Origin of the sequence: Ekhidna sp. (genome assembly GCF_040220215.1) — a bacterium.
GTDB lineage: Bacteria > Bacteroidota > Bacteroidia > Cytophagales > Cyclobacteriaceae > Ekhidna.
In genome coordinates this window covers 600,270-619,823 of record NZ_JAVJTR010000016.1, presented here as the reverse complement: position 1 = coordinate 619,823, position 19,554 = coordinate 600,270, and the positions used below count along the sequence as shown (strand labels likewise).

General features: G+C 40.1%; 26 protein-coding genes. 11 read left to right on the top strand and 15 right to left on the bottom strand.

The features are described 5' to 3' along the window. The first annotated feature begins 27 nt into the window (after positions 1-27). Positions 28-669 (top strand): hypothetical protein, encoded by a 642-nt coding sequence (locus tag RIC88_RS11485; RefSeq protein ID WP_350217675.1) that lies wholly within the window; start codon positions 28-30, stop codon positions 667-669. Between the two features lies 1 nt (position 670). On the opposite strand, the gene RIC88_RS11480 is transcribed toward RIC88_RS11485, so the two are convergent. The 3 genes from RIC88_RS11480 to RIC88_RS11470 form a co-directional block, all read right to left on the bottom strand. Next, positions 671-1,627, bottom strand: a complete 957-nt coding sequence (locus RIC88_RS11480; protein WP_350217674.1) for a hypothetical protein — start codon at positions 1,625-1,627, stop codon at positions 671-673. Positions 1,628-1,732: 105 nt separating this feature from the next. After that, positions 1,733-2,872 (bottom strand): Ig-like domain-containing protein, encoded by a 1,140-nt coding sequence (locus RIC88_RS11475; protein ID WP_350217673.1) that lies wholly within the window; start codon positions 2,870-2,872, stop codon positions 1,733-1,735. Between the two features lie 15 nt (positions 2,873-2,887). Further along, on the bottom strand, positions 2,888-3,397 hold the full coding sequence (locus tag RIC88_RS11470; RefSeq protein WP_350217672.1) for a hypothetical protein: 510 nt from the start codon (positions 3,395-3,397) through the stop codon (positions 2,888-2,890). A 299-nt stretch (positions 3,398-3,696) separates the two neighbouring features. Here RIC88_RS11470 and RIC88_RS11465 point away from each other — a divergent pair, with 299 nt between their 5' ends. Beyond that, positions 3,697-4,707, top strand: a complete 1,011-nt coding sequence (locus RIC88_RS11465) for a helix-turn-helix domain-containing protein (RefSeq protein ID WP_350217671.1) — start codon at positions 3,697-3,699, stop codon at positions 4,705-4,707. A 20-nt stretch (positions 4,708-4,727) separates the two neighbouring features. Here the strand turns inward: RIC88_RS11465 and RIC88_RS11460 are convergent, their stop codons facing one another. From RIC88_RS11460 to RIC88_RS11445, 4 genes are all read right to left on the bottom strand, one after another. After that, positions 4,728-5,141 (bottom strand): secondary thiamine-phosphate synthase enzyme YjbQ, encoded by a 414-nt coding sequence (locus RIC88_RS11460; RefSeq protein ID WP_350217925.1) that lies wholly within the window; start codon positions 5,139-5,141, stop codon positions 4,728-4,730. A gap of 83 nt (positions 5,142-5,224) precedes the next feature. Beyond that, on the bottom strand, positions 5,225-5,836 hold the full coding sequence (locus RIC88_RS11455; protein ID WP_350217670.1) for a hypothetical protein: 612 nt from the start codon (positions 5,834-5,836) through the stop codon (positions 5,225-5,227). Continuing rightward, positions 5,833-6,183 carry a PadR family transcriptional regulator gene (locus RIC88_RS11450; RefSeq protein ID WP_350217669.1) on the bottom strand — a complete coding sequence of 117 codons (351 nt, stop codon included), beginning with the start codon at positions 6,181-6,183 and terminating at the stop codon, positions 5,833-5,835. The genes RIC88_RS11455 and RIC88_RS11450 overlap by 4 nt, the downstream gene beginning before the upstream one ends. Next, entirely contained in the window at positions 6,180-7,148 is a 969-nt protein-coding gene (locus RIC88_RS11445; RefSeq protein ID WP_350217668.1) for an alpha/beta hydrolase family protein, read from the bottom strand. The genes RIC88_RS11450 and RIC88_RS11445 overlap by 4 nt, the downstream gene beginning before the upstream one ends. A 190-nt stretch (positions 7,149-7,338) precedes the next feature. Between RIC88_RS11445 and RIC88_RS11440 the strand changes: the two genes are divergently transcribed. From RIC88_RS11440 to RIC88_RS11425, 4 genes are read left to right on the top strand one after another with little or no spacing between them, the layout of a single operon-like run. Beyond that, positions 7,339-7,509 carry a glycine zipper domain-containing protein gene (locus RIC88_RS11440; RefSeq protein WP_350217667.1) on the top strand — a complete coding sequence of 57 codons (171 nt, stop codon included), beginning with the start codon at positions 7,339-7,341 and terminating at the stop codon, positions 7,507-7,509. A gap of 24 nt (positions 7,510-7,533) precedes the next feature. Further along, positions 7,534-7,950, top strand: a complete 417-nt coding sequence (locus tag RIC88_RS11435) for a hypothetical protein (protein WP_350217666.1) — start codon at positions 7,534-7,536, stop codon at positions 7,948-7,950. A gap of 4 nt (positions 7,951-7,954) precedes the next feature. Beyond that, complete coding sequence (locus tag RIC88_RS11430; protein ID WP_350217665.1) at positions 7,955-8,530, top strand: YdeI/OmpD-associated family protein; 576 nt, start codon at positions 7,955-7,957, stop codon at positions 8,528-8,530. A gap of 37 nt (positions 8,531-8,567) precedes the next feature. Next, entirely contained in the window at positions 8,568-10,205 is a 1,638-nt protein-coding gene (locus RIC88_RS11425) for a peptidoglycan DD-metalloendopeptidase family protein (protein ID WP_350217664.1), read from the top strand. 301 nt (positions 10,206-10,506) lie between these two features. Here RIC88_RS11425 and RIC88_RS11420 read toward each other — a convergent pair whose 3' ends face one another. The 4 genes from RIC88_RS11420 to RIC88_RS11405 form a co-directional block, all read right to left on the bottom strand. Next, positions 10,507-12,027, bottom strand: coding sequence for a serine hydrolase (locus tag RIC88_RS11420; protein WP_350217663.1), 1,521 nt, complete (start codon positions 12,025-12,027; stop codon positions 10,507-10,509). 48 nt (positions 12,028-12,075) lie between these two features. Next, on the bottom strand, positions 12,076-12,525 hold the full coding sequence (locus tag RIC88_RS11415; RefSeq protein ID WP_350217662.1) for a CBS domain-containing protein: 450 nt from the start codon (positions 12,523-12,525) through the stop codon (positions 12,076-12,078). Positions 12,526-12,611: 86 nt separating this feature from the next. Next, positions 12,612-13,043 carry a YybH family protein gene (locus RIC88_RS11410; RefSeq protein WP_350217661.1) on the bottom strand — a complete coding sequence of 144 codons (432 nt, stop codon included), beginning with the start codon at positions 13,041-13,043 and terminating at the stop codon, positions 12,612-12,614. After that, positions 13,040-13,414, bottom strand: a complete 375-nt coding sequence (locus RIC88_RS11405) for a tellurite resistance TerB family protein (protein WP_350217660.1) — start codon at positions 13,412-13,414, stop codon at positions 13,040-13,042. Before RIC88_RS11405 ends, RIC88_RS11410 begins: the two co-directional genes overlap by 4 nt. Before the next feature lie 163 nt (positions 13,415-13,577). Between RIC88_RS11405 and RIC88_RS11400 the strand changes: the two genes are divergently transcribed. Genes RIC88_RS11400 through RIC88_RS11385 form a run of 4 tightly spaced genes read left to right on the top strand, consistent with a single transcriptional unit; the run spans position 13,578 to position 16,154 of the window. After that, positions 13,578-14,156, top strand: a complete 579-nt coding sequence (locus tag RIC88_RS11400; RefSeq protein WP_350217659.1) for an acyl carrier protein phosphodiesterase — start codon at positions 13,578-13,580, stop codon at positions 14,154-14,156. Further along, entirely contained in the window at positions 14,153-14,518 is a 366-nt protein-coding gene (crcB, locus tag RIC88_RS11395) for a fluoride efflux transporter CrcB (protein WP_350217658.1), read from the top strand. The genes RIC88_RS11400 and crcB overlap by 4 nt, the downstream gene beginning before the upstream one ends. A gap of 44 nt (positions 14,519-14,562) precedes the next feature. After that, positions 14,563-15,747: a J domain-containing protein gene (locus RIC88_RS11390; RefSeq protein WP_350217657.1), complete on the top strand. Its 1,185-nt coding sequence runs from the start codon at positions 14,563-14,565 to the stop codon at positions 15,745-15,747. Then, a complete protein-coding gene (locus tag RIC88_RS11385) occupies positions 15,747-16,154 on the top strand; it encodes a DUF3052 domain-containing protein (protein ID WP_350217656.1) in 408 nt (135 codons plus the stop codon). Before RIC88_RS11390 ends, RIC88_RS11385 begins: the two co-directional genes overlap by 1 nt. Here the strand turns inward: RIC88_RS11385 and RIC88_RS11380 are convergent. From RIC88_RS11380 to RIC88_RS11370, 3 genes are read right to left on the bottom strand one after another with little or no spacing between them, the layout of a single operon-like run. Continuing rightward, positions 16,129-16,713, bottom strand: a complete 585-nt coding sequence (locus RIC88_RS11380) for an acyl-CoA thioesterase (RefSeq protein ID WP_350217655.1) — start codon at positions 16,711-16,713, stop codon at positions 16,129-16,131. The two genes, RIC88_RS11385 and RIC88_RS11380, sit on opposite strands and share 26 nt — an antisense overlap. A gap of 2 nt (positions 16,714-16,715) precedes the next feature. After that, on the bottom strand, positions 16,716-17,477 hold the full coding sequence (locus tag RIC88_RS11375) for a hypothetical protein (protein ID WP_350217654.1): 762 nt from the start codon (positions 17,475-17,477) through the stop codon (positions 16,716-16,718). Positions 17,478-17,503: 26 nt separating this feature from the next. Then, the gene (locus tag RIC88_RS11370; protein WP_350217653.1) at positions 17,504-17,914 is read right to left on the bottom strand and encodes a hypothetical protein; all 411 of its coding nucleotides are present in this window, start codon (positions 17,912-17,914) and stop codon (positions 17,504-17,506) included. Between the two features lie 84 nt (positions 17,915-17,998). On the opposite strand from RIC88_RS11370, the gene RIC88_RS11365 reads away from it, so the two are divergent. Next, positions 17,999-18,763 (top strand): class I SAM-dependent methyltransferase, encoded by a 765-nt coding sequence (locus RIC88_RS11365; protein ID WP_350217652.1) that lies wholly within the window; start codon positions 17,999-18,001, stop codon positions 18,761-18,763. Here the strand turns inward: RIC88_RS11365 and RIC88_RS11360 are convergent, their stop codons facing one another. After that, positions 18,764-19,546, bottom strand: coding sequence for a hypothetical protein (locus RIC88_RS11360; RefSeq protein WP_350217651.1), 783 nt, complete (start codon positions 19,544-19,546; stop codon positions 18,764-18,766). Positions 19,547-19,554: the final 8 nt, after the last annotated feature.

Here is a 19,554-nt window from a genome sequence, read left to right as displayed (position 1 = left end):
ACGAATCCTTTCAATAATGCTCAAATCATGAAAATATTACTTCAAACTACATTACTACTCTTTTTTGCTTATTCAAGTCAGGCACAAATAGATCTAAAAAACCTTGATGGTAACATTTCCTCTCAGGAGATTAAAGGACTTGAAATATTAGACGAGAATGGCACCAATCAATTACTGATTGATCCTTCTTCAGATAATTATCTGAAAATAACTGTCAAATCAGAGGAGTTATATGTTGCCAGCCTGTGTATATGCAATGAGCAAGATGAGGTAACTGTTTTGCATGCCTCAGCAGCTCTGGGTCAAATTCTTTACAAAAAAGAGGGAGATGGATGGGTCACCAATCAAAAGTTTGATTGGCAACTTCGTGAAGTCGATATGAAAGATGCTACAATAGCTAAACGCAACCAATATCTGCAGGATAATGGATGGGTAGCCAATACCATGAACATGGGCAATGCTGGTGAGACTGAATTTATCATCGATCGAAAAGCATTTGCAGGGAAGCTTAAGTTGGCCATCGGATTAATGACTGCTGAAAATCCCAATAGTATTGTGGGGATACCATCTGATGGGGCAGGTGATTGTGCTGATCATAAATTAGTAGCAGGTCCTCCAAAAACGAATTATAAATTTAGTCCAGGGCAATGGTTAGAGGTTAATGAATGATCTATTCAGCCGAAAAAGATTCGCCATCCTCATTCATTTTTATCATTACTGATGAATCCGAATTGACTGACTCAAAACTAAAAACGTTATCAATAAAACTTCCTCGATATCGTCCTAATGGATTTGTGTCATTGCTCAGCTCAATTACTTCGTATTTACTTTCGGGAGTATGGAAGGTGAAAAGCAACAATTTCTCTTTTACTGGATAAGTATTATTTGATCCGAAAATTACAGTAGCACACCCGTCCAGGATTTTATAAGCGGTGGTTGCATAACGCTCACCTTTCCACTCAAAAGATTTCACAGAAGCCAGGTCAGTTATCGCTGAATACTGATCAGCTGAACATCTGCTTCCATCCAGATAGGTATGAGCTTCTTTTTCAGTCAGAGCTTTGGGGTATTTTGCTGTTCGGGTAAACTCCATGATCCAGTTGGCTGTCCAGCTCGAGCCATTGTCCTGAGAGTAAAAGTCTTGCCAACGTAAAGAGTTTTCCGAGATATCCGAAAAGGAGTATTTCGCCATTTGAGTGGTACTGTCATTGATCGGGTAGCTAATATGGAAATCAAACCTTCCGTGCGTCTCTTCTCCTTGAAATATAGCTGTGCGTCCCCAGTTAGGTCTGGGCCAATGCAGGATTAAATCCCACTTGTCAGTTTCTTTATTATAATACCTTAAGCTGAAACCCTGAATGGCATCAAGCCCTTCTTTCTTTTCATTCCATAATTCCATTACGGCTTTTCCTTGGAGAACAGGAAAAACTTTAACATGCGCCTTTTTACTTACCGGCCATTCGTTTGACTCATTCTTGATTTTTAGATTCACATCCCACTCCCCTATCCAGAAATCAAAAGCGCGGTAATTGTCATCCACGAATGCCGGATTGGATGGATACATCACTTGTGCCCGAGTCATCAACGCAAACATTAAACTGATTACATAAAGGGTTGATTTCACCATGAATAGATTTTGTTTAAAATAGGTAACCGCCGGACTCCCTACTATGAAACAGGAGTCGGCGGTATTACCAGTAAATTATCTATCGATTTTATAGAAAAGAAGATGCTATTGATTCACTAATCGGACGATAACTCCGTTTGGCTGAAGCAGACCACCAAAGCCTCTTGAAAATAAATCACCTTCAGATGTTCCGTCAGAACTATAAATCTTTAATGTCGAACCGCCTCCATTTCCTACCAAAAGCTTTCCATCAGGTAACATGTCAATTCCCTCCGGTTGCGTTAACCCTGAGGCAAACGTTCCAATGAAAGCACCATTCAGGTCAAATTTTTGAATTGAACCTGCCTTCCAGTCCAATACTAACATTTCATTATCCTCAGTAATCGAGATGTTAGTGGGGCCTTGAATGTTTGAGCTAATAAAAACTCCCAGGTCATTACCTTCAGCATCAAACTTTCTCACACTCCCCTGAAATGAAGAGACATAAAAATTTCCTTCAGCATCCCAGTCCATACCTATGGCCTGGTTTATACCTATGCTAGTGAATTCGTCCACAAAATTTCCATCAAGATCATATCTTAAAACAGCTGCTGAATTATTCCATTGCAAAACATAAAGCAGGTTATCCGTCCCAATCTTCATTCGTGTTGGACCATTGGATACAGATGCAAAAGTGCCCTTGTGCTCTCCTGTATTTATATCAAACTCATTAATACTGTTACTGGATAGATTTGAAACAAGCATCGTACCTTCATCTTCAAGAAATACGATATCCTGTGGCCAGGCTAGATTTGAGCTAATGAGCGTCTCTGCAAATCCACCGTCCTCATCATACCTTATCACTTTATAAGGTCCACCATTGTTAAACTGAGCCGCATCTGTTACATATATTTCGGTACGAGGAGCGGTGCTATCCCAAACTCGTACATCAATAGTTTCGGAGATATCTTCCACTGTTGCGGTTATAGTGACATCCCCGATGACAAGGCCCATCACTATTCCACTAGCATCAACGGAAGCATTGGCATTGCTGGTGCTCCAGTTTACTTCGGATGTGATATCTATCTCATTGCCGTTTTGATCTTTCCCAACCAAAGCGATGGTGGCTGTTTCTCCAACATCTATCCTGTCTTTTGAGATGCTAATCTCTAAAGAGGTCAACACCGAACCTTCTTCACCGTCATCACTTCCGCATGCCACACTTAGCAATAGGACTAACCCTATAATTCCTGTTAAAAACTTCATAGATTCAGCATTTAATTATTCAGCACGTGTGTAATTGATTCTCCAACTCAGATTCCAGGTTTCTCCACCATCTGTTGATGCTTCCCAGTCCCAGGTGAATGAATCTTCTGTGATATCATAAAACCGCATCCGTGAAACAGACTCTGTACCGTTCGGTAATTTTCGTGGACTTGTCATTTGGAAAATGCGTGTATCTCCATTCATGATTCCAATTAAATCTATGTAGCCTCCGTTGCTATCTGCCCAGGCCTGGTGCCATTTACCATCACGAGCATTAAATGTGCTTATACTAGTACCCAGATACCCTTTGAAATTTCCCTCTATTGCTTCAAAGTTTTCCTGGATCACTCGTCCGTTGAGTTTCTTTTCAATGAGGTTGGTCCCTTTGCCCCCATCCCATGTCAAATCCCATTTTCCAACCCAAAAATCCATCTTTGCAAGATCTTCTTCGGATGGTTGTGGTGGTTGCTGTCCTGACGCTATGATACATAGGATCATGCCTGTCATAAGTAGTGTCGCTTTCATATTTTTTTTTGTTTTTGTTAGGATAATGATAACGCTTCCGTATATCCATACACTTAGCATATCAACAGCAAGAGGTTAACATTAACGAATATTTATGCCCCAATTCCATTTACTGATTAGATTTAACCGTTGAGGAATAAACTATTTGTGATACTTAATAGATGAAAAGATTTTCTTAATGAATCTTAAAACCCCACCCTAAAGGGTGATAATGAAAAGTCCCTTTAGCGAATAAAAAGGTAGTTTTCGGATTTCATTTTTTCATAGCAAAAAACTTTCACAAATTTTACTGGAATGACATGACCTGGGAACTTATACTTTTTTTAGCTGCCGCCATCAATGGAGTAATCCTTTCGCTAATGTTTATCGTCAGCACCAGCAAGCGAAAACGATTCCTGGGACTGTACTTGTTGATGTTTTCTATCACAATCCTGCATTATGTCAACTATTGGTCACAAATGGTCAAGCCTCCTACTGCAATAACCTGGCTATTTGTCAGCGCCAACTGGTTCATGCCTTTCTCCTTTTACTACTATATAAAGAAAGGGGCAAAACTTAAACATCTCCCTTATCACCTCATCCCGGCAATTTCATTTACAACCTACTGGGTAGCAATGTCATTTTTCATTCAAGCTTCTCCGGATTTTCTTTCTATTATGAGAAGCGTGTTGCCCTGGATTAAAATAGCCTTGTTCGTTGGATACGGATTAGTTATAGTGAGAACGATAAAATTTAATGCAATCAACCATTTGTTTTTAGCTGCATATGCTTCATTTATAATCGGACAAATTGCCTATTTCACTTCATTGTACTTTGGCTTTTACACGCTTCGGCTCGATTACATCATTTGTGCAGGATTTGTCCTACTTACCTATGGTATTACCTACTTTGGTGAGTACAGTTTTATTAAGGAAAGAGTAAAACCCAAGTACTCTTCCAGCAGCCTGACCAAAGAAGATGGGGACTACCTGGTACAGAAAATCAACTCTGTGCTTGAACATAATAAGTACTACAAGGACCCGGATTTCAACCTCTCATCTTTTGCAGAGAAGTTGGGGGTACCTAAATATCGGATTTCTCAAGCTCTTAATGCTTTTTCAGAAAAGTCCTTTTCCGAACTAATAAATGAGTTTAGGGTTGAGGAAGCTAAAAGCAAGCTTTTGCTTGAATCTTCCAGCCATTTGAAACTTGAAGCCATTGGTGAAGAAGCAGGATTCCGAAATAAGGTTTCGTTTTACAACAATTTCAAAAAGCTTGTCGGAAAATCGCCCGGTGAATTTAGAGAGGAGCACACACAGGCAAGTGCTTAATCACGATGCTGCTTCAAATTTTATGAATATACGGTTACAATCAACTTTCTACTTCCTCCATGATCTCGATGCTCTCCTAAATAAATCCCTTGCCAGGTACCTAGATTGAGACGGCCGTTAGTGATAGGAATAGTCACTGAACTTCCCAAAGTACTAGCCTTCAAGTGAGCCGGCATGTCATCAGAACCTTCATACGTATGTTGGTAATAAGGTGCATTCTCAGGAACTGATTTATTGAAATGGCTTTCGAAATCTGTTCGAACTGTTGGATCAGCATTTTCATTAATGGTGAGGCTAGCTGATGTGTGTTTGATGAACAAATGAAGAAGACCTACTTGAATTCCATTCAGATCAACTTGACTCAATACTTCGTTCGTGATGAGGTGAAAACCTCTGGGAAAAGATGATAGGGTGATATTGTGTTGTCTAACCATTACCGTAAAGCTACAATTTGAATCAAAAAAGGCCATCCGCCAGTTGGCGGGTAGCCTTTTCATTTTGAGTCTAGTCCTTGACCTCAGAGTTCATCTACTGATTTTTTGTACATCGTAAAAAATAAGAAGGGTAAAAAACCGATTCCAAAAATTAGAAAACTGAGTCCTAGCATTAGTCCTGCTCCCATAAGATGAAGTAATTTCATGGTGATGGAAGTCACCAATAATAGAAATGATATTCCACCAAATATCCATTTCAATCGTTCGGACAATACCTCCCTGGCAAAATTCTTATACCGATTTATTAAAAACATAGGGATAAAAATAAATGCCAGACCTAGTGCCCCAATACCAAGTAAAACTCCTGCACCAGCCAGATGCAGTAATTTAAATGCGATCCCGGCTATCCAGGTCACTGTGAACAGATAGCCTACTACATACATTAGTCGTTTCATAAACATAATTTTTGAGTAATTGAGTAAAAAAATTGTTTCTCTTTGTATTTCTTCTAGTCCATTTGGGGCAGTTTGCAAATAGGCTTTTTCAAGCGCCTTTTCGAAAGAAGAACCGCGATCCATTTCGATTTCAACCAGACAACAGAAATGATCGATAAGATCATCTTTCAGTGTTTGATTTTTAATCGTACTTTTTTCGACCTCTTCAATAATCCGATCCTCGTATTCTTCAGCAATCATATCGCCGGTGATGTTTTTAAGTCACTAAAAATTACTTTCTCGATCGTTTTGATAAAGTCTCGCATCTCATCCAGCAGTGTCTCCTTCTGTTCCTCTCCCTTAGCTGTGAGTTTATAATACTTGCGCACACGCTTCCCAATATTGACCTCCTCGAAGGTGAGTATGCCATCTTTTGTCATTTTGTGAAGGGCCGGATATAGCGATCCGTCTTTCAGGTAGATTTTGCCATCTGTCTCATCTTTCACTTTTTGCGAGAGTTCATAGCCGTACATCTTACCATGCTCTGAAAGCAGCTTCAGCACAATCACTTCCAGGGTTCCTTTTAAAAGTTCTTTTGAATATATCACAGGGATTCTTGTTTTAAATGCCTATCAAACCACTTGGTTATTTTCTTAAATACTTCATCCTGATGATTGATCAAACCGTGCGTATCGTCCTCATAAATTACTGACTCAAAAGGAACTGAATAGGCTGTCAAACTATCCAGAAACGGGGGAATCTGCTCATAGCTAACGTGCTCATCTGTCTTGCTATGTAAGATCATCATCGGGACATTTTTTGGTAGTTCATTTACCCAGTAAGTAGCTGACCGACTCCTCAATACATTTACTTTATCAACTTCAATATCCGGAATCAATTCGTTAAAAACTTCTGTCATTTCAGGGTGATATTTCCCTGTTATTTGTAAGTCAACAACACCACCAATCGTTGCTGCAGCCTTTATTTGAGAAAGATTACCTTGTTTCATTGTTAGATAATTCATCATTCCTCCTCTGCTTAATCCAAGAAGGCCTATTTTTTCAGGGTTCGCTTTGGGTATCTGCTGGAGCGCATTTATTAAGTTAATTACATCATTAACATCGCTTCCACCGAACTCTTCTGTGCCTTCACTTGAAGAATTACCTCGATAATTAGAGGCTACCAACACATAGCCCTCTGCAGCAAACCTGGAAAGCACATCTACGGAAGTGGCTACAAGCAACCTACCAAGGTCTCTGTTCCCGCCCCGGTTATATACTATCACGGGATAGCTTCCTTCTGCTTTTGGAGCTACCATTAAACCGGTGATAAGAAGACCGTCGCTCAAATAGGCGATCCGATAAAAATCAACTTTATCAAGGTGCTCATAAGATTCAGGATGCTTCTGCACCTTCTTGTATATGGGCGTTTTGGTATAATCAATACCCGTAACCTTTATTAATTCTCCTGCTTCGAAAGTTGCTTTCTCATTTGCAAGACTTACTTCGTTAGAGTTTTCTTCGCATTGAAAAAGACAAAGGCCAATCACAATACATTGAAATAACTTTTTCATGATCCAATTTAAATATATCACAAAGTAATACATCAAATTATGATATATACAAATAAATACCTCATTATTTGATGTATTTATTTAAAAAGTAATCATAGCACGCTGCTAAACATAGGTAAACCACCACTTAGCACGATTCATTAGGTCGAATCACACTACTTTCCTAATTTGAATAATCAAAAAAAATTAGATGAACAATTATAACAAGTTCGGTTTAGCCATTGGGTTGGGAGTTAGTGTTGGTACTACAGTGGGAGCAATAACAGGAAACATTGGGCTCTGGCTAAGTGTGGGTATCAGCATCGGTGTGGCAATAGGTTTTTCTCTTTTAAAGAAAGAGAATATGGGAGAGAAGAGCTAAAATGAACTATCGTATTTTTGCTACATGCGAATCAAAGATCACTGGCAGTTTACGGATGAGGAATTTGAGAAAGTGTTTGAAACGTATGGGCTAAAACCGGGCATGTTTAGCCATGAGGCGCACTTGAGGCTAGCCTATATTCATATAGGAAAATATGGCATAGAACAGGCTGAGCTTAATATGTGCGAACAAATAAAAGGCTTTGCGGAATCACTGGGTGTTTATGATAAATTCAACAAGACGGTGACAATTGCCTCAGTGAAAGCCATGAATCATTTCATGCAAAAAGCGGAATCTGACAACTTCAAAGATTTTATTCAGGAATTTCCTCGATTGCTGACAAACTTCAAAGACTTATTAGGTCAGCACTATGGTTTCAATGTCTTTGCTGACAAACGTGCCAAAAAAGAATATGTAGCACCCGACCTTCTTCCTTTCTAGAATCATGACAACTTTCTTCCCTACTCCTCAGGACTTTAGAAAATGGTTGGAAGAAAATCATAAAACTGAAACAGAACTTTGGGTAGGATATTACAAGAAAACCACCGACAGGCCGAGCATCACATGGCCCGAGTCGGTTGATCAGGCGCTTTGCTTCGGTTGGATTGATGGCATAAGAAAAAAGATCGATGAAGAAGCTTATCAGGTTCGATTCACTCCACGTAAACCCAAAAGCCATTGGAGCCATGTCAACATTAAACGAATAGAAGAGCTAAAAAAGGAAAAGCTAGTCATGCCTGCAGGTCTCGAGGCTTACTCCAAAAGAGACCCTGAGAATACCGGGAAAGCTTCTTTCGAGCAAAAGAAAGTGACACTGAGTACTGCTTTTGAAAAAAGATTCAAAGCAAACAAAAAAGCCTGGGATTTTTTCAATAGTCAAATAGCACCCTCGTATCGTAAACAATCTATTCATTGGGTGATGAGTGCGAAACGTGAGGAAACGCGTGAAAAAAGACTCACTACCTTAATCGAGTGTTCCAGCCAGAAGCAAAAAATACCCCCACTTAAATGGGCAAAGTAAAAATTTCAATTAATACCTTTATACCAAATACTGTTTTATGAAAGTTCACCACTACCTATCAATCATTTTTGTGTGCATCGTAATATCAGCTACCGCACAAGAAGAAGGGTTTGGCACGCCATACATTACGCAGAACCCAACTCCTTGCTTGAGCGAAAGTGACCGCACTCTAATAAAGGAGATAATAGCCGAACGTACTTCTCACAAATCTGCCAGGACTAACAATCAGGTCAAACTGGAATGGCCGATTAGACAGGCACGGAACTATGATGAACATGGTGCCATCGGTATTTCCAATTATGTAGATCTGAATGACAGTTACCCGGATCAGCTACTGGACTACAACTGTGGTACACGCACTTACGATACGGATGCTGGGTACAATCATAAGGGTACGGATATCTACTCCTGGCCTTTCAATTGGCACAAAATGGATCATGATCACATGGAGATTATTGCGGCCGCAGCTGGCGAGATTATTTACAAAGAAAATAATCAAATAGACAAAAGTTGTTCTTTTAATAGCAACAGATGGAACGCAGTGTACATCCAACATGATGATGGATCAGTAGCTTGGTACGGGCACTTGAAAACAGGATCGGCCACAAAGAAAAGTGTTGGTGAACAAGTAGAGGTTGGCGAATTCCTGGGAGTAATGGGCAGCTCTGGAAATTCAACAGGTCCACACCTGCATTTTGAGCTTTATGATGCACAAGGTAATCTGATTGACCCATATGTGGGAACCTGCAACACCACTACTAATGAATCATGGTGGAAAGAGCAGCAAGACTATGCGGTTTCAGGCCTAAATAGAGTAGCCACCCATCACTCTCCACCGGAATTTGGATGCTACGGAAGCGAAAAACCTAATCTACAAGTCGATTTTGATAACGGAGTTACCGTCTACTTTGCTACTTATTTTAGGGACCAAATGGAAGGTGCTGTTAGTTCTCATGCTGTTTATAAGCCAGATGGCTCACTGTTTCAGCAATGGACCACTACTTCACCTCAATTTTATAGCGGCTCCTATTGGTACAGGTCGTTTACGCTTCCAGCATCAGGCGATCAGGGGCAATGGAGATTTACTTCATCATATGCGGGTGACCAATTATCAACCTACTTCTATGTGACAAACAACAACTCAGATCAAATTTCACTTTCAACGGACTACATTCAATTCTCAGATTATACAGTAGGAGATATTATTACCAGCTCCTTTGATATCACTAATTCTGGGAATAATGGAGTGATCGTGACCAACATTAATTATCCTGAAAATTTTAAGGGTAACTGGGACGGTATCATTCATGCTCAGGAAACTAAGACCATCCATTTCACTTTTGAACCGGATTTAAATCTACCGCTGGAAAGTTTCATCGAAATAGAAACGACCCTTTCAACCTATTCAATTGCCGTTTCTAGCGAACCCCGTGTGTTAAGTAGCAGTGTTGAATCGGAGGTTCTGTTTTATCCAAACCCAGTGAGATCTGGCATGGTAACTCTGAATGGGACATTTGAAAATGCCCAAATACTGTCTCTAAGCGGTAAGGTTCACACTAGCACCACAAACCCGAAAAGCGACATTGAAGTATCACATCTTACCAATGGAATCTACATACTGCAACTGGAGAAAGATGGTATTAAATATTCCAAACGATTGATGATTGCTAACTAAGCAGAACTCTGTTAGGGTTTAGAACGATAACAGAGGTACAGACATATTTCAAAAATGAAAAACACGAAACCTCTTCAACCCAGAAACATACTATCATGTTTACGATAGAGGTAATGGAGAGGACATTTTTAAGAGAGATGAGAATTATGAATACTTCCTTATAAAATATTCAAAATACATCGGTCCTTTTTCAGATACTTATGCCTATTGCTTGCTGAAGAATCATTTCCCTTATTGATCCGTACTAAAAGTGATGATGACATTCAATCAAATTTAAACCTTAACAGGGGTACAACTTCTTTTAATCAACCCTCTTCGGACGTAGCTCATGAAAAAAAATGTCTCCATTTGGAACATCAAACTCCAACCCTTCGACTTTTAGGTTATTATCCGTTTCAAAAGAAACGGTTCCAAAATCAAACCAAGCGTGTTCTTCATCCCATGTGATTTCATAAGTATCATAATGCCAATGAGCCAATGAAGCCCCCAGCCCAGGAGCATCCTGAAACTCAATCCGTAGATTTCCATCGTTTTCAGAAATGGTGATATCACCATACATCGGATCGTTATACTTTCCAATCATTTCTTCTTGAGCAATCGTTGGATTGGTATCCATGACCCTGGCCACCCTACGTCTTTCAACGTCCTCTTTATGACTGTTACTAGATCTTGCCCTTCCCAGGTATTCAGCTGACCAGTCACGCATGTCTCTTTGGATATATTGATTTACTATGTACATAGCTAGCGGAGATGAAATCCCTTCCATTGAATTAGTTAAAACTACAATACCCAGTTTTTGGTCTGGCACCATCACTACTCTGGAATACATACCGTCATAACCACCACTGTGACTCACTACCAAATTGCCGTGATAATCCATCAGGCTCCAACCGAGACCGTATCCTCTGAAATGAACGCCCGGCAAGGATTCTTTTGATCGTTCACTTATCACAAAATTTGTATGAGGTGTCCACAGTAAGTTTTGTTGTTCTTTATCAATGTATTGCTTGCCCTCCCACAAACCTCCATTTAAATTCATCATCATCCACTTTGTCATATCGGTAGAGGAAGAAATGATACCACCTGCTGCACTTGAGGCATCCCAACTAGCCCATTCTGAAACTTCAGTGCCTCTATCAAGGGTTGGCTTATGAGGAGTGGCTACATTATCGTTCAAATCCTTAACACTGATCACCGTATTACTCATTCCAAGAGGTTCCATAAAGTTCTTTTTCACGTAGTTCTCCCAAGGTTCACCGGTTATAGTTCGAATGACTTCACCAGCGGTGATAAACATGAGATTGGAATACCCATAGCCATCTCTGAATTCAAAAGCTTTGGGAACATGAGCTGCTCGCTTAATGATCTCCTCGGCTGTCTTTTCAGATTTATACCAGATCACATCTCCGCTGAATGTGCCAAGACCTACTCGGTGACATAGCAGGTCTTCAATAGTGACCATAGCTGAAATATACTCATCCCCATATAGGGTGAAATAAGGTAAGTAATCCCTCACCTTGTCTTTCCATGAAAGCTTTCCTTCTTCAACCAATTTCGCAATACATGAAGCTACAAATGCTTTGGAGTTAGAGGCAATAGCAAAAAGTGTATTGTCATCTACCTTATCATTTTTTCCAAGCGCTTTAACCCCATACCCTTTACTCAGAATCACTTCCCCATCTTTTACAATGCCTACAGACATGCCGGGGACGTTCCAGTCTTTTCTGGCCTGCTCAATGTATTTGTCAATTGCTTTGACATCTACCTGAGCCTGGGTAGAGATATATAAGATTAAAAGAAGTAGGGATAATAGCTTTTTCATTCTTCTGGATTTGATGAAGAACGAAAATACAGAAAAGCTTTTAGTTAATTACCAGGTAGAACTCTTAGCGTTGAGCACAGCTTTCATCACATCTTTTTGACTGATCTGGCCTATTAATTTACCGTCATGGATTACCGGGAACCGGCGTAGACGTTTTTCCAAAAACATCTTGGCTGCTTCAAAAATATTGAGGTCAGGGCTGACAGTAATCACATTTTTAGCCATGTGTTCGGCCACCAATCCGGTAAAAATAGGCATGTTATCATATTTACCTTTTACGACCTCTTTCAGACAGTCTCCTTCAGATATGACGCCCACTAGCTCTCCCTGATCATTTACTACAGGACCTCCGGAAATTTTATGCTTCATCAAAGCGTCCACCACATCGTGCATGGCCTGATCGGGCCTGAATGTAATCAACTTTCTGGCCATATAATCTTCGACTTTGAGTGCTTGTGTTTCCTGTGGTTTCGGAGCTTCGGCTCCTCTGTAGCTCATTACCATATTTAGCTGAATTTAATGTTTTAAGTAGCATAGAATCTACTCATAAAACATGAAATCGCCAAATTTAGTATGCTGAATAATTAGCTGGAATGATCAGAAACAATGACCCAATCATCGCCTAACCTCCTGAAAATAAGGGAGAAATGCCCTTTAGGATTATCTTTTTGCCTTTTCAAATTCCACTTGCCTATCACCGACCAGAAATCTTCACTCAAGGGTTCAAGAATGATCACATCAAAAGTAAGCTTGCCCATCGCTGATTTATCTGGATAGCTTATTTTGTAGTTATCAAGGGTTTTTTGCCAGCCATAGGTTATCCCTGAGCTGCCTATAAAAACCAACTGATCCGACTTCCAGTACCCTTCCATGAAACACTCTAAATTTCCTTCGTTCCAGCACTCCACCTGCTGCTTTAAAACCTCCCTGATAGCTGATTCGTCAGGGTTTATTCTTTGAGCATAAGTTTGAACGGAAAAGAAAGTAAGTAAGAGAAGAAAAACTAGCTTCTTCATTTTCGAAGATACGTTTGGATTTTTGCTTTTAACGTTTCTTTATCTGTAGTAATATGTGGATCACTATAAATCTTAAGCATCATCTCCCGAAGGACATCTTCATCATAGCCTAGCTTACTGGCAATACGGGCGCAAAATTTTATTTCTTCCTTGTAGATGCGACCATCAATCTTCATGAGCTGCACTACATTGTACAGGTAGTCATAGCGCTGATCATTTGAAAGTGTCTCTAGCCCTTCTATTATTGATGGATCTTCGAAACATTCACTAATCTCCTCGGCAGACATACCATTAGCTTTCCCAATCTGTTTGATAAGGTCAATCTCTTCCTGAACGACCACTCCATCAACTCTGGCGAGCTGGACGAGCATGTTCAAATGCGAGCGGATTATATTGGGGAAATTATTTTCGATGACAGTTATTTTATAAGGTCTTAATTTTCGTGCAACCAATTTATAGCTGCCACACAAAAGTAAACCCAGTCACCTTAATCTCAAACTATTAAATTTTAGTACCTATCTTAAAGCCTAAAAGATGAACTTTCTAGCGCACTTATACCTCAGCGGCGATGATGAGGAAGTTTTAGTGGGAAACTTCATCGGGGATTTTGTGAAAGGATCGCAAATCGATCACTTTCCGTCAAATATTCAAAAAGGAATACGCTTACACCGTAGCATCGATTTTTTCACTGACAATCATGACATTGTACTCCAGAGTAAGGTGAGGCTAAGAGAGAAATTCAGGCATTATGCCCCGGTAATTGTAGATGTTTACTATGACCATTTTTTAGCCAGGGACTGGTTAAAATTCTCAAAAATTCCATTGAAAAAATACACAGAGAATTTTTATGAGCTCATGAACAACTACTTTGATATTATCCCCAAAGGAGTTATCCATATGTTAAGTTTTATGACCAGGGACAATTGGCTATATAATTACCAGTTTATTGAGGGGATTGATCGTGCGCTAACGGGTATGAGCAGACGAACAAAGTTTGAAAGCAAAATGGAAGAGGCTTCAGAAGCTTTAAAGGAGCATTATCAGCAATTTGACAGAGAATTCCATCAGTTTTTTCCTGAATTAGAGTTACATGTTAGCAATTTTGAAGGATGAAGGATATTCTGATTGTTGGCATTGGTGGTTTCATGGGTAGTGCTGCCAGATATGCCGTTTACCTCTTCACTGCAAAACATTATGCTGAAAAACCGTATTCAGGTACACTAATCGTCAATTTAATTGGCTGCCTTATCATAGGACTGCTAAGCGGTGGTTTGATAAAAATGAACAACCAGACAGGCTTGTTTTTGATTGCCGGCCTATGTGGCGGTTTCACCACATTTTCCACATTTGCGCTGGATGGGCTAAAGCTGATAAAGGAAGGCCTCCTTCTTCAGTTTATTTTATATGCATCCGTAAGCATGATTGGAGGATTGATTGTTTGCCTGGCAGGATTTTATCTTATGAATAAAGGATAATCTTTCTGTAAATTTCTCCGTTATATAGCTACTTACCCTTTCCGATGACGAACTATTACCACGTATTAGGGCTCTCTGAGGATGCCACTCCATCCGAAATAAAAGCTGCTTTTAAAAGACTGGCAGTGAAATATCACCCGGATAAACATCCGGGAAAACCTGAAATGGAGGAGAAATTCAAAGAAATCAATGTCGCTCATCAGGTTCTTTCCGATGAATATGAAAAGGCGCGCTTTGATCTCAAACTCAAATACCGTCAGTTCTCACAAAGTGACACCAGGACTTATACCTATCAACCTCCAAGGACTGATCATTGGAAAAATAGGAATAGAGCCCGATACAGCAGTGGTCGGATCGACTACAGACAAAATGCCATTGCTACTGCTTATGCTTTCGGTATTACGTTTCTAATTGCGCTGATGGTAATGACCGGTGTATGGATGAAACAAAGCTACGATGACCATCAACTGGAAAAAATGCTTGCTGAACGTCGGTCTACTTACATGGACGCCAGGGAATACTTTGAAGCAGGGGACTACAAGACTGCATTCGACATAATGACTTCATTGAACCTGTTCCGGACTGAGGAGCGAGATATGAAGATTTTCAAAAGTACAATGCTGGATAAAATTGTAGAAAATGGAAACCGGGCATTTCAGAAAGGAGACTATCACAAGGCAATATCCTTGTATGAGTTGGTTCAGGAGTTTGCACCGCACCTCCCGTTTTACGAACTGCGGCAAAAGCTAGCGGATGCTTACAAGCGAACCGGACAACCGGATAAGGCGATAGAAATTCTGAAAAACTTTTTGGTCGGGGAGTATGAGATTATAGCTTCATTGGTCAAAATCGCAGAAATTCAGCGAGATGAACTCAACAACCCTGAAGAAGCCCTGGATCACCTGCTTATTGCCCACCGGTTAGCAATAAAACGATACAAAACATTTTACGGTGAAGGGTATGCACTAGTGATCAACGAAAAATATGTTCCAAAATCTCACTTCTACTTGTATACCAACCTGGCTGATATGTATCTGAGGTTAGACGATTATGAAATGGCAATCAAGGCAGCTGATTGGAATAAATATGTATGGCCGGACAGTGCTATTTCTTACATAACTACAGCACATGCTTACTTGGCAATGGGTGAAAGAAGACAAGCCTGTATTGAATTTAGTGGAGCTCGTGACAGAAACTGGAATGGAGAAACTCCCTCATACTGTAAATAATGGCCGGATACTCTAAAAATCCCTTGTGGAAAAAACTAAACATCAAAGAAGAGTTCCACTGTTTTTTATTCCAATCCCCGGAAAACTATTTTGAACTGCTGGAGAACACTCCCTTAGAAACCACATGGGAAGATGAGCTTTCAAATCCTCCTTATGATTTTGCACATGTTTTTGTGACAGAACTTAAGGAACTTGAAAAAGGATGGGATGACTGGAAAAATTCATTAAAGAAAAAAGGCACCCTATGGATTTCCTGGCCAAAAGCAAGCTCAAAAATGGAAACTGACCTAAACGGAAATATAGTTAGAGAGTTCGGGTTAAGTGGTGGCTTGGTGGATGTGAAAGTCTGTGCTGTAGACGAAAACTGGTCTGGCTTGAAATTTATGTATCGGAAAAAAGATCGTTGAATTCGTCATCCACTTTGAATTCCACCTTGCAGCGTTGACCACTTAACAACTCCATATCATCTACCATAATAAACTCATCTTGTTCTTTCTGCATTTTGGCATTCGCCTCCTTTTTCACCTTTATTCGCTTAATAGCGTCAACAAACCGCCTCATCTCTTTTATATCTTCTAAAATCAATTCTGGGACCTGGGTTGGTTTGCCATCCTCTCCTTTAGCCACCATGGTGAAGTAACTATTGTTCGTATGTTTTACTTCATTCGTTTTAATGTTCTCAGACGTCACCTTTATCCCTACAACCAACGAGCTATTACCCACATAATGCACTGCTGCATCAAGGGTTAGCAATTCCCCAACTTCCACCGGCTGTAAAAACTCCACACCATCTACCGTGACCGTGACACAATAGGTTCCGGCATGCTTACTGCCTACTGCATAAGCCACTTTATCCATCAATGATAAAATAAGTCCTCCATGTACTTTCCCTCCGAAATTTGCGAAGGAAGGAATCATTAGCTCAGTAAGCTTAGTACGGGAAAACTGAACGGTTCTTGGCTCCATGATTAAAATTCAACTTTTATATCCGTGGATTGCTCACCACTTAATATTTTGATCAACTCAAACTCGTATATTACATCTTTCCCAACTTTGCCCACTAACTGATTCTTACTAACCTTTTTTGCTTTACTTGGTAAATGGATAATTAACCTTGATTTTGCGCCTTCTAAGAGTGAACCAAGCACCAACATTGTAGAATCATTCATCTCAATGTTTTCGTTCATTACTGCTGTCCTGGAAAAGGAGTTACCATCAAACGAGTATTTCACATCCATTTGAGGTAGATCCATGTTCATTTGCCCACCAGTAGCTTCCTGATTTTCGCTCATGAAATCATTAAAACCTTGCAGTTCATCTATGTTAGAGAATGTATATCGGATCCCAGAGTTGAGGTAGCCCTTAGCGCGGCTGCCCTTCATAAACATTTCAATATTATCAAGATACTTCTTCTTCGCAGGGTCATTTTTGATGCTGTCCGGTACGCGCGATGAGAAATCGATAATTGAATCTACCTCAGCGGGAAACTGCTCCCACAATTGAGCATCTACCACCTGCATGAGGCTATCCTCAGAAGCGTCAGGATAAATGCTACTCATCATCCCCATCATCATGTTTCGAGTGCTGCTTACAGCATCTGTATAAACAAGATACTTTCCACTTCCATCTGCATTTAGATAAATCTCTTCTGTGATATTGGCACAGGAGCAAAGCAATAAGAGGATGATTGCATAAATCCCTTTTTTAGATGTGATTAGGTTGGTCTTCATCAGTGATATGTTAGGTTCTTCAAATTTTAGCCTACCAAATCACCACTCATCTGTCTACATTCCTTGATTTTCTTTTTCAGGATCAACTTCCAAAACGGTGATCGAGTCACTACTAATTTAGTCTTTACCCAGAGGTTATTCAAAAATTTACCTTTCCAAGTCTTGCTTCCGGCTATTTTTCGTGGCTCTACCACATACTCAAACCCCATCTTGTGGGTTTGTTCTAGCACACATTGATTGCCATAAAGAATTTTATCTCCGTCCGGGACGTAAATAAAAGCGTATTTCTTTCGCTTAGGTTTGTTGAAAGCTTTATTAGAATCCTTTCTCATTTCCAGGTTCTCGGTGGGCAGATGCTCCTGAACAGTCTTTTCTTTCTGTGCTAAGCAGATTGTTGCCCACCCAATTAGAAAAAGGAAAAGTAAGTCTCGCCTCATTTATGAGCCAAAATAGAGAAATTTTAAGCAATGATTGCTGGTAGGATAGTGAATAAATAACTTGCGACGCAAAATTGACGAGGCGTGAAGTTTTTAATCTCATTTTTCCTAAGAAAAATACCCAGAAAGTACCTTCAGTTGTTTAGCCATGTGGCGTTGCGGATTGTAGCTGTTTTCTATCGTGGGAATAAAGTAGAGTGCCCGGTATGTGAGTCTCGTTTTAGGAAATTCTTACCTTATGGAAGAAAATCAAGAAGTAATGCCCTGTGCCCAAAATGCCTGGCACTGGAACGCCACCGGTTGATCTGGCTGTATCTAAAAAGGAAGACAGACTTCTTTACTAAAAAAGCCAGAATGCTTCATGTAGCCCCTGAAATGTGCTTCATGAGCCGTTTTGATGCTTTAGAAAACCTGGAATACATCACCGGTGATATTGAATCTCCGTTAGCTAAGGTGAAAATGGACATTCATACAATCCCGTTTGAGGATAACTCCATAGACATTATCTTTTGCAACCATGTATTAGAGCATGTTGATGATGATAAAAAAGCCTTGAGTGAAATACGAAGAGTCCTTAAACCAAATGGATGGGCCATTTTACAGGTTCCGTTTTTCTACCCACTACCAAAAACGACTTACGAGGATAGGACAATTATTGATCCTAAAGAGCGAGAAAAAGCATTTGGGCAGGATGATCATGTTCGTATGTACGGAGAGGATTATGGCACAAGACTAGCCAGCTCCGGATTTCGGGTTGTAGAAGAACGATTGATTGAGGAACTAAGTCCTGAAGAAAAAACCCGCTACGCTCTTCCTGATAAAGAGGTGATTTACAAAGTAGTCAAATAGCTAGTTGAAGCTGTATTCCACTCCAAAGTATACCTCATAAATGAACTTGTTAAGTGGGATGATTGGCTTGTCATCCAAAAGGAAATTGGAGGTCATTTTAAGTTTGAACTTCTCTGAAAGGGCATTTTTAAACTCTAGCTGGCCACTCAACCTATTTCGAAAGGCATCAATTTCACCGTCTCTACCTGATTGAAAGTAAGCGATTGCATTAATATTTATTGTTTCTGTGAGCTTTACATCTGCACTCAAATAGGAGTTTAATTTCCAAAGGTTTTTATTGATTTCCCTTTCCGGACCATTCCAACGCTCATTTTCCCTGAAAATGCCTACCCCTGCAAAAAGTGAGTTGCTCTTTTGAAGGATATTCCACCGCAGACCTCCTCCATACAGCACTCTCAACTCCATATTTCGTGATTCATCAAACTGCCCCTGAACAAAAAACTCGGAAGTCAACGGCGCAGACCGCCTTAACACCTGTCGAAGGTGAGCCGATCCATTATAGATGAGTGGGCCTTCCCCTATTTTGAAATAGTTCAGTCCGCTAATCAAAACGGTAGCAGATCGCTCGGCGATATAAACCAGATCTACATTGTTATTCACTCCCACATAAATATTCTGTTGATCTACGGTCGAGCTTCGATTATTGATGGCAAATGTTGCATCAACCAAACCTGTAAAATAGTTGGAAGAGTCAGAAGCCATGAAACCTTTATCAACCTTCAGGATTTGGCCTTGTGAATGGAAAAGGAAAAAGAAGGATACTATACCAAGTGCTGCGCGCATCATTTTCA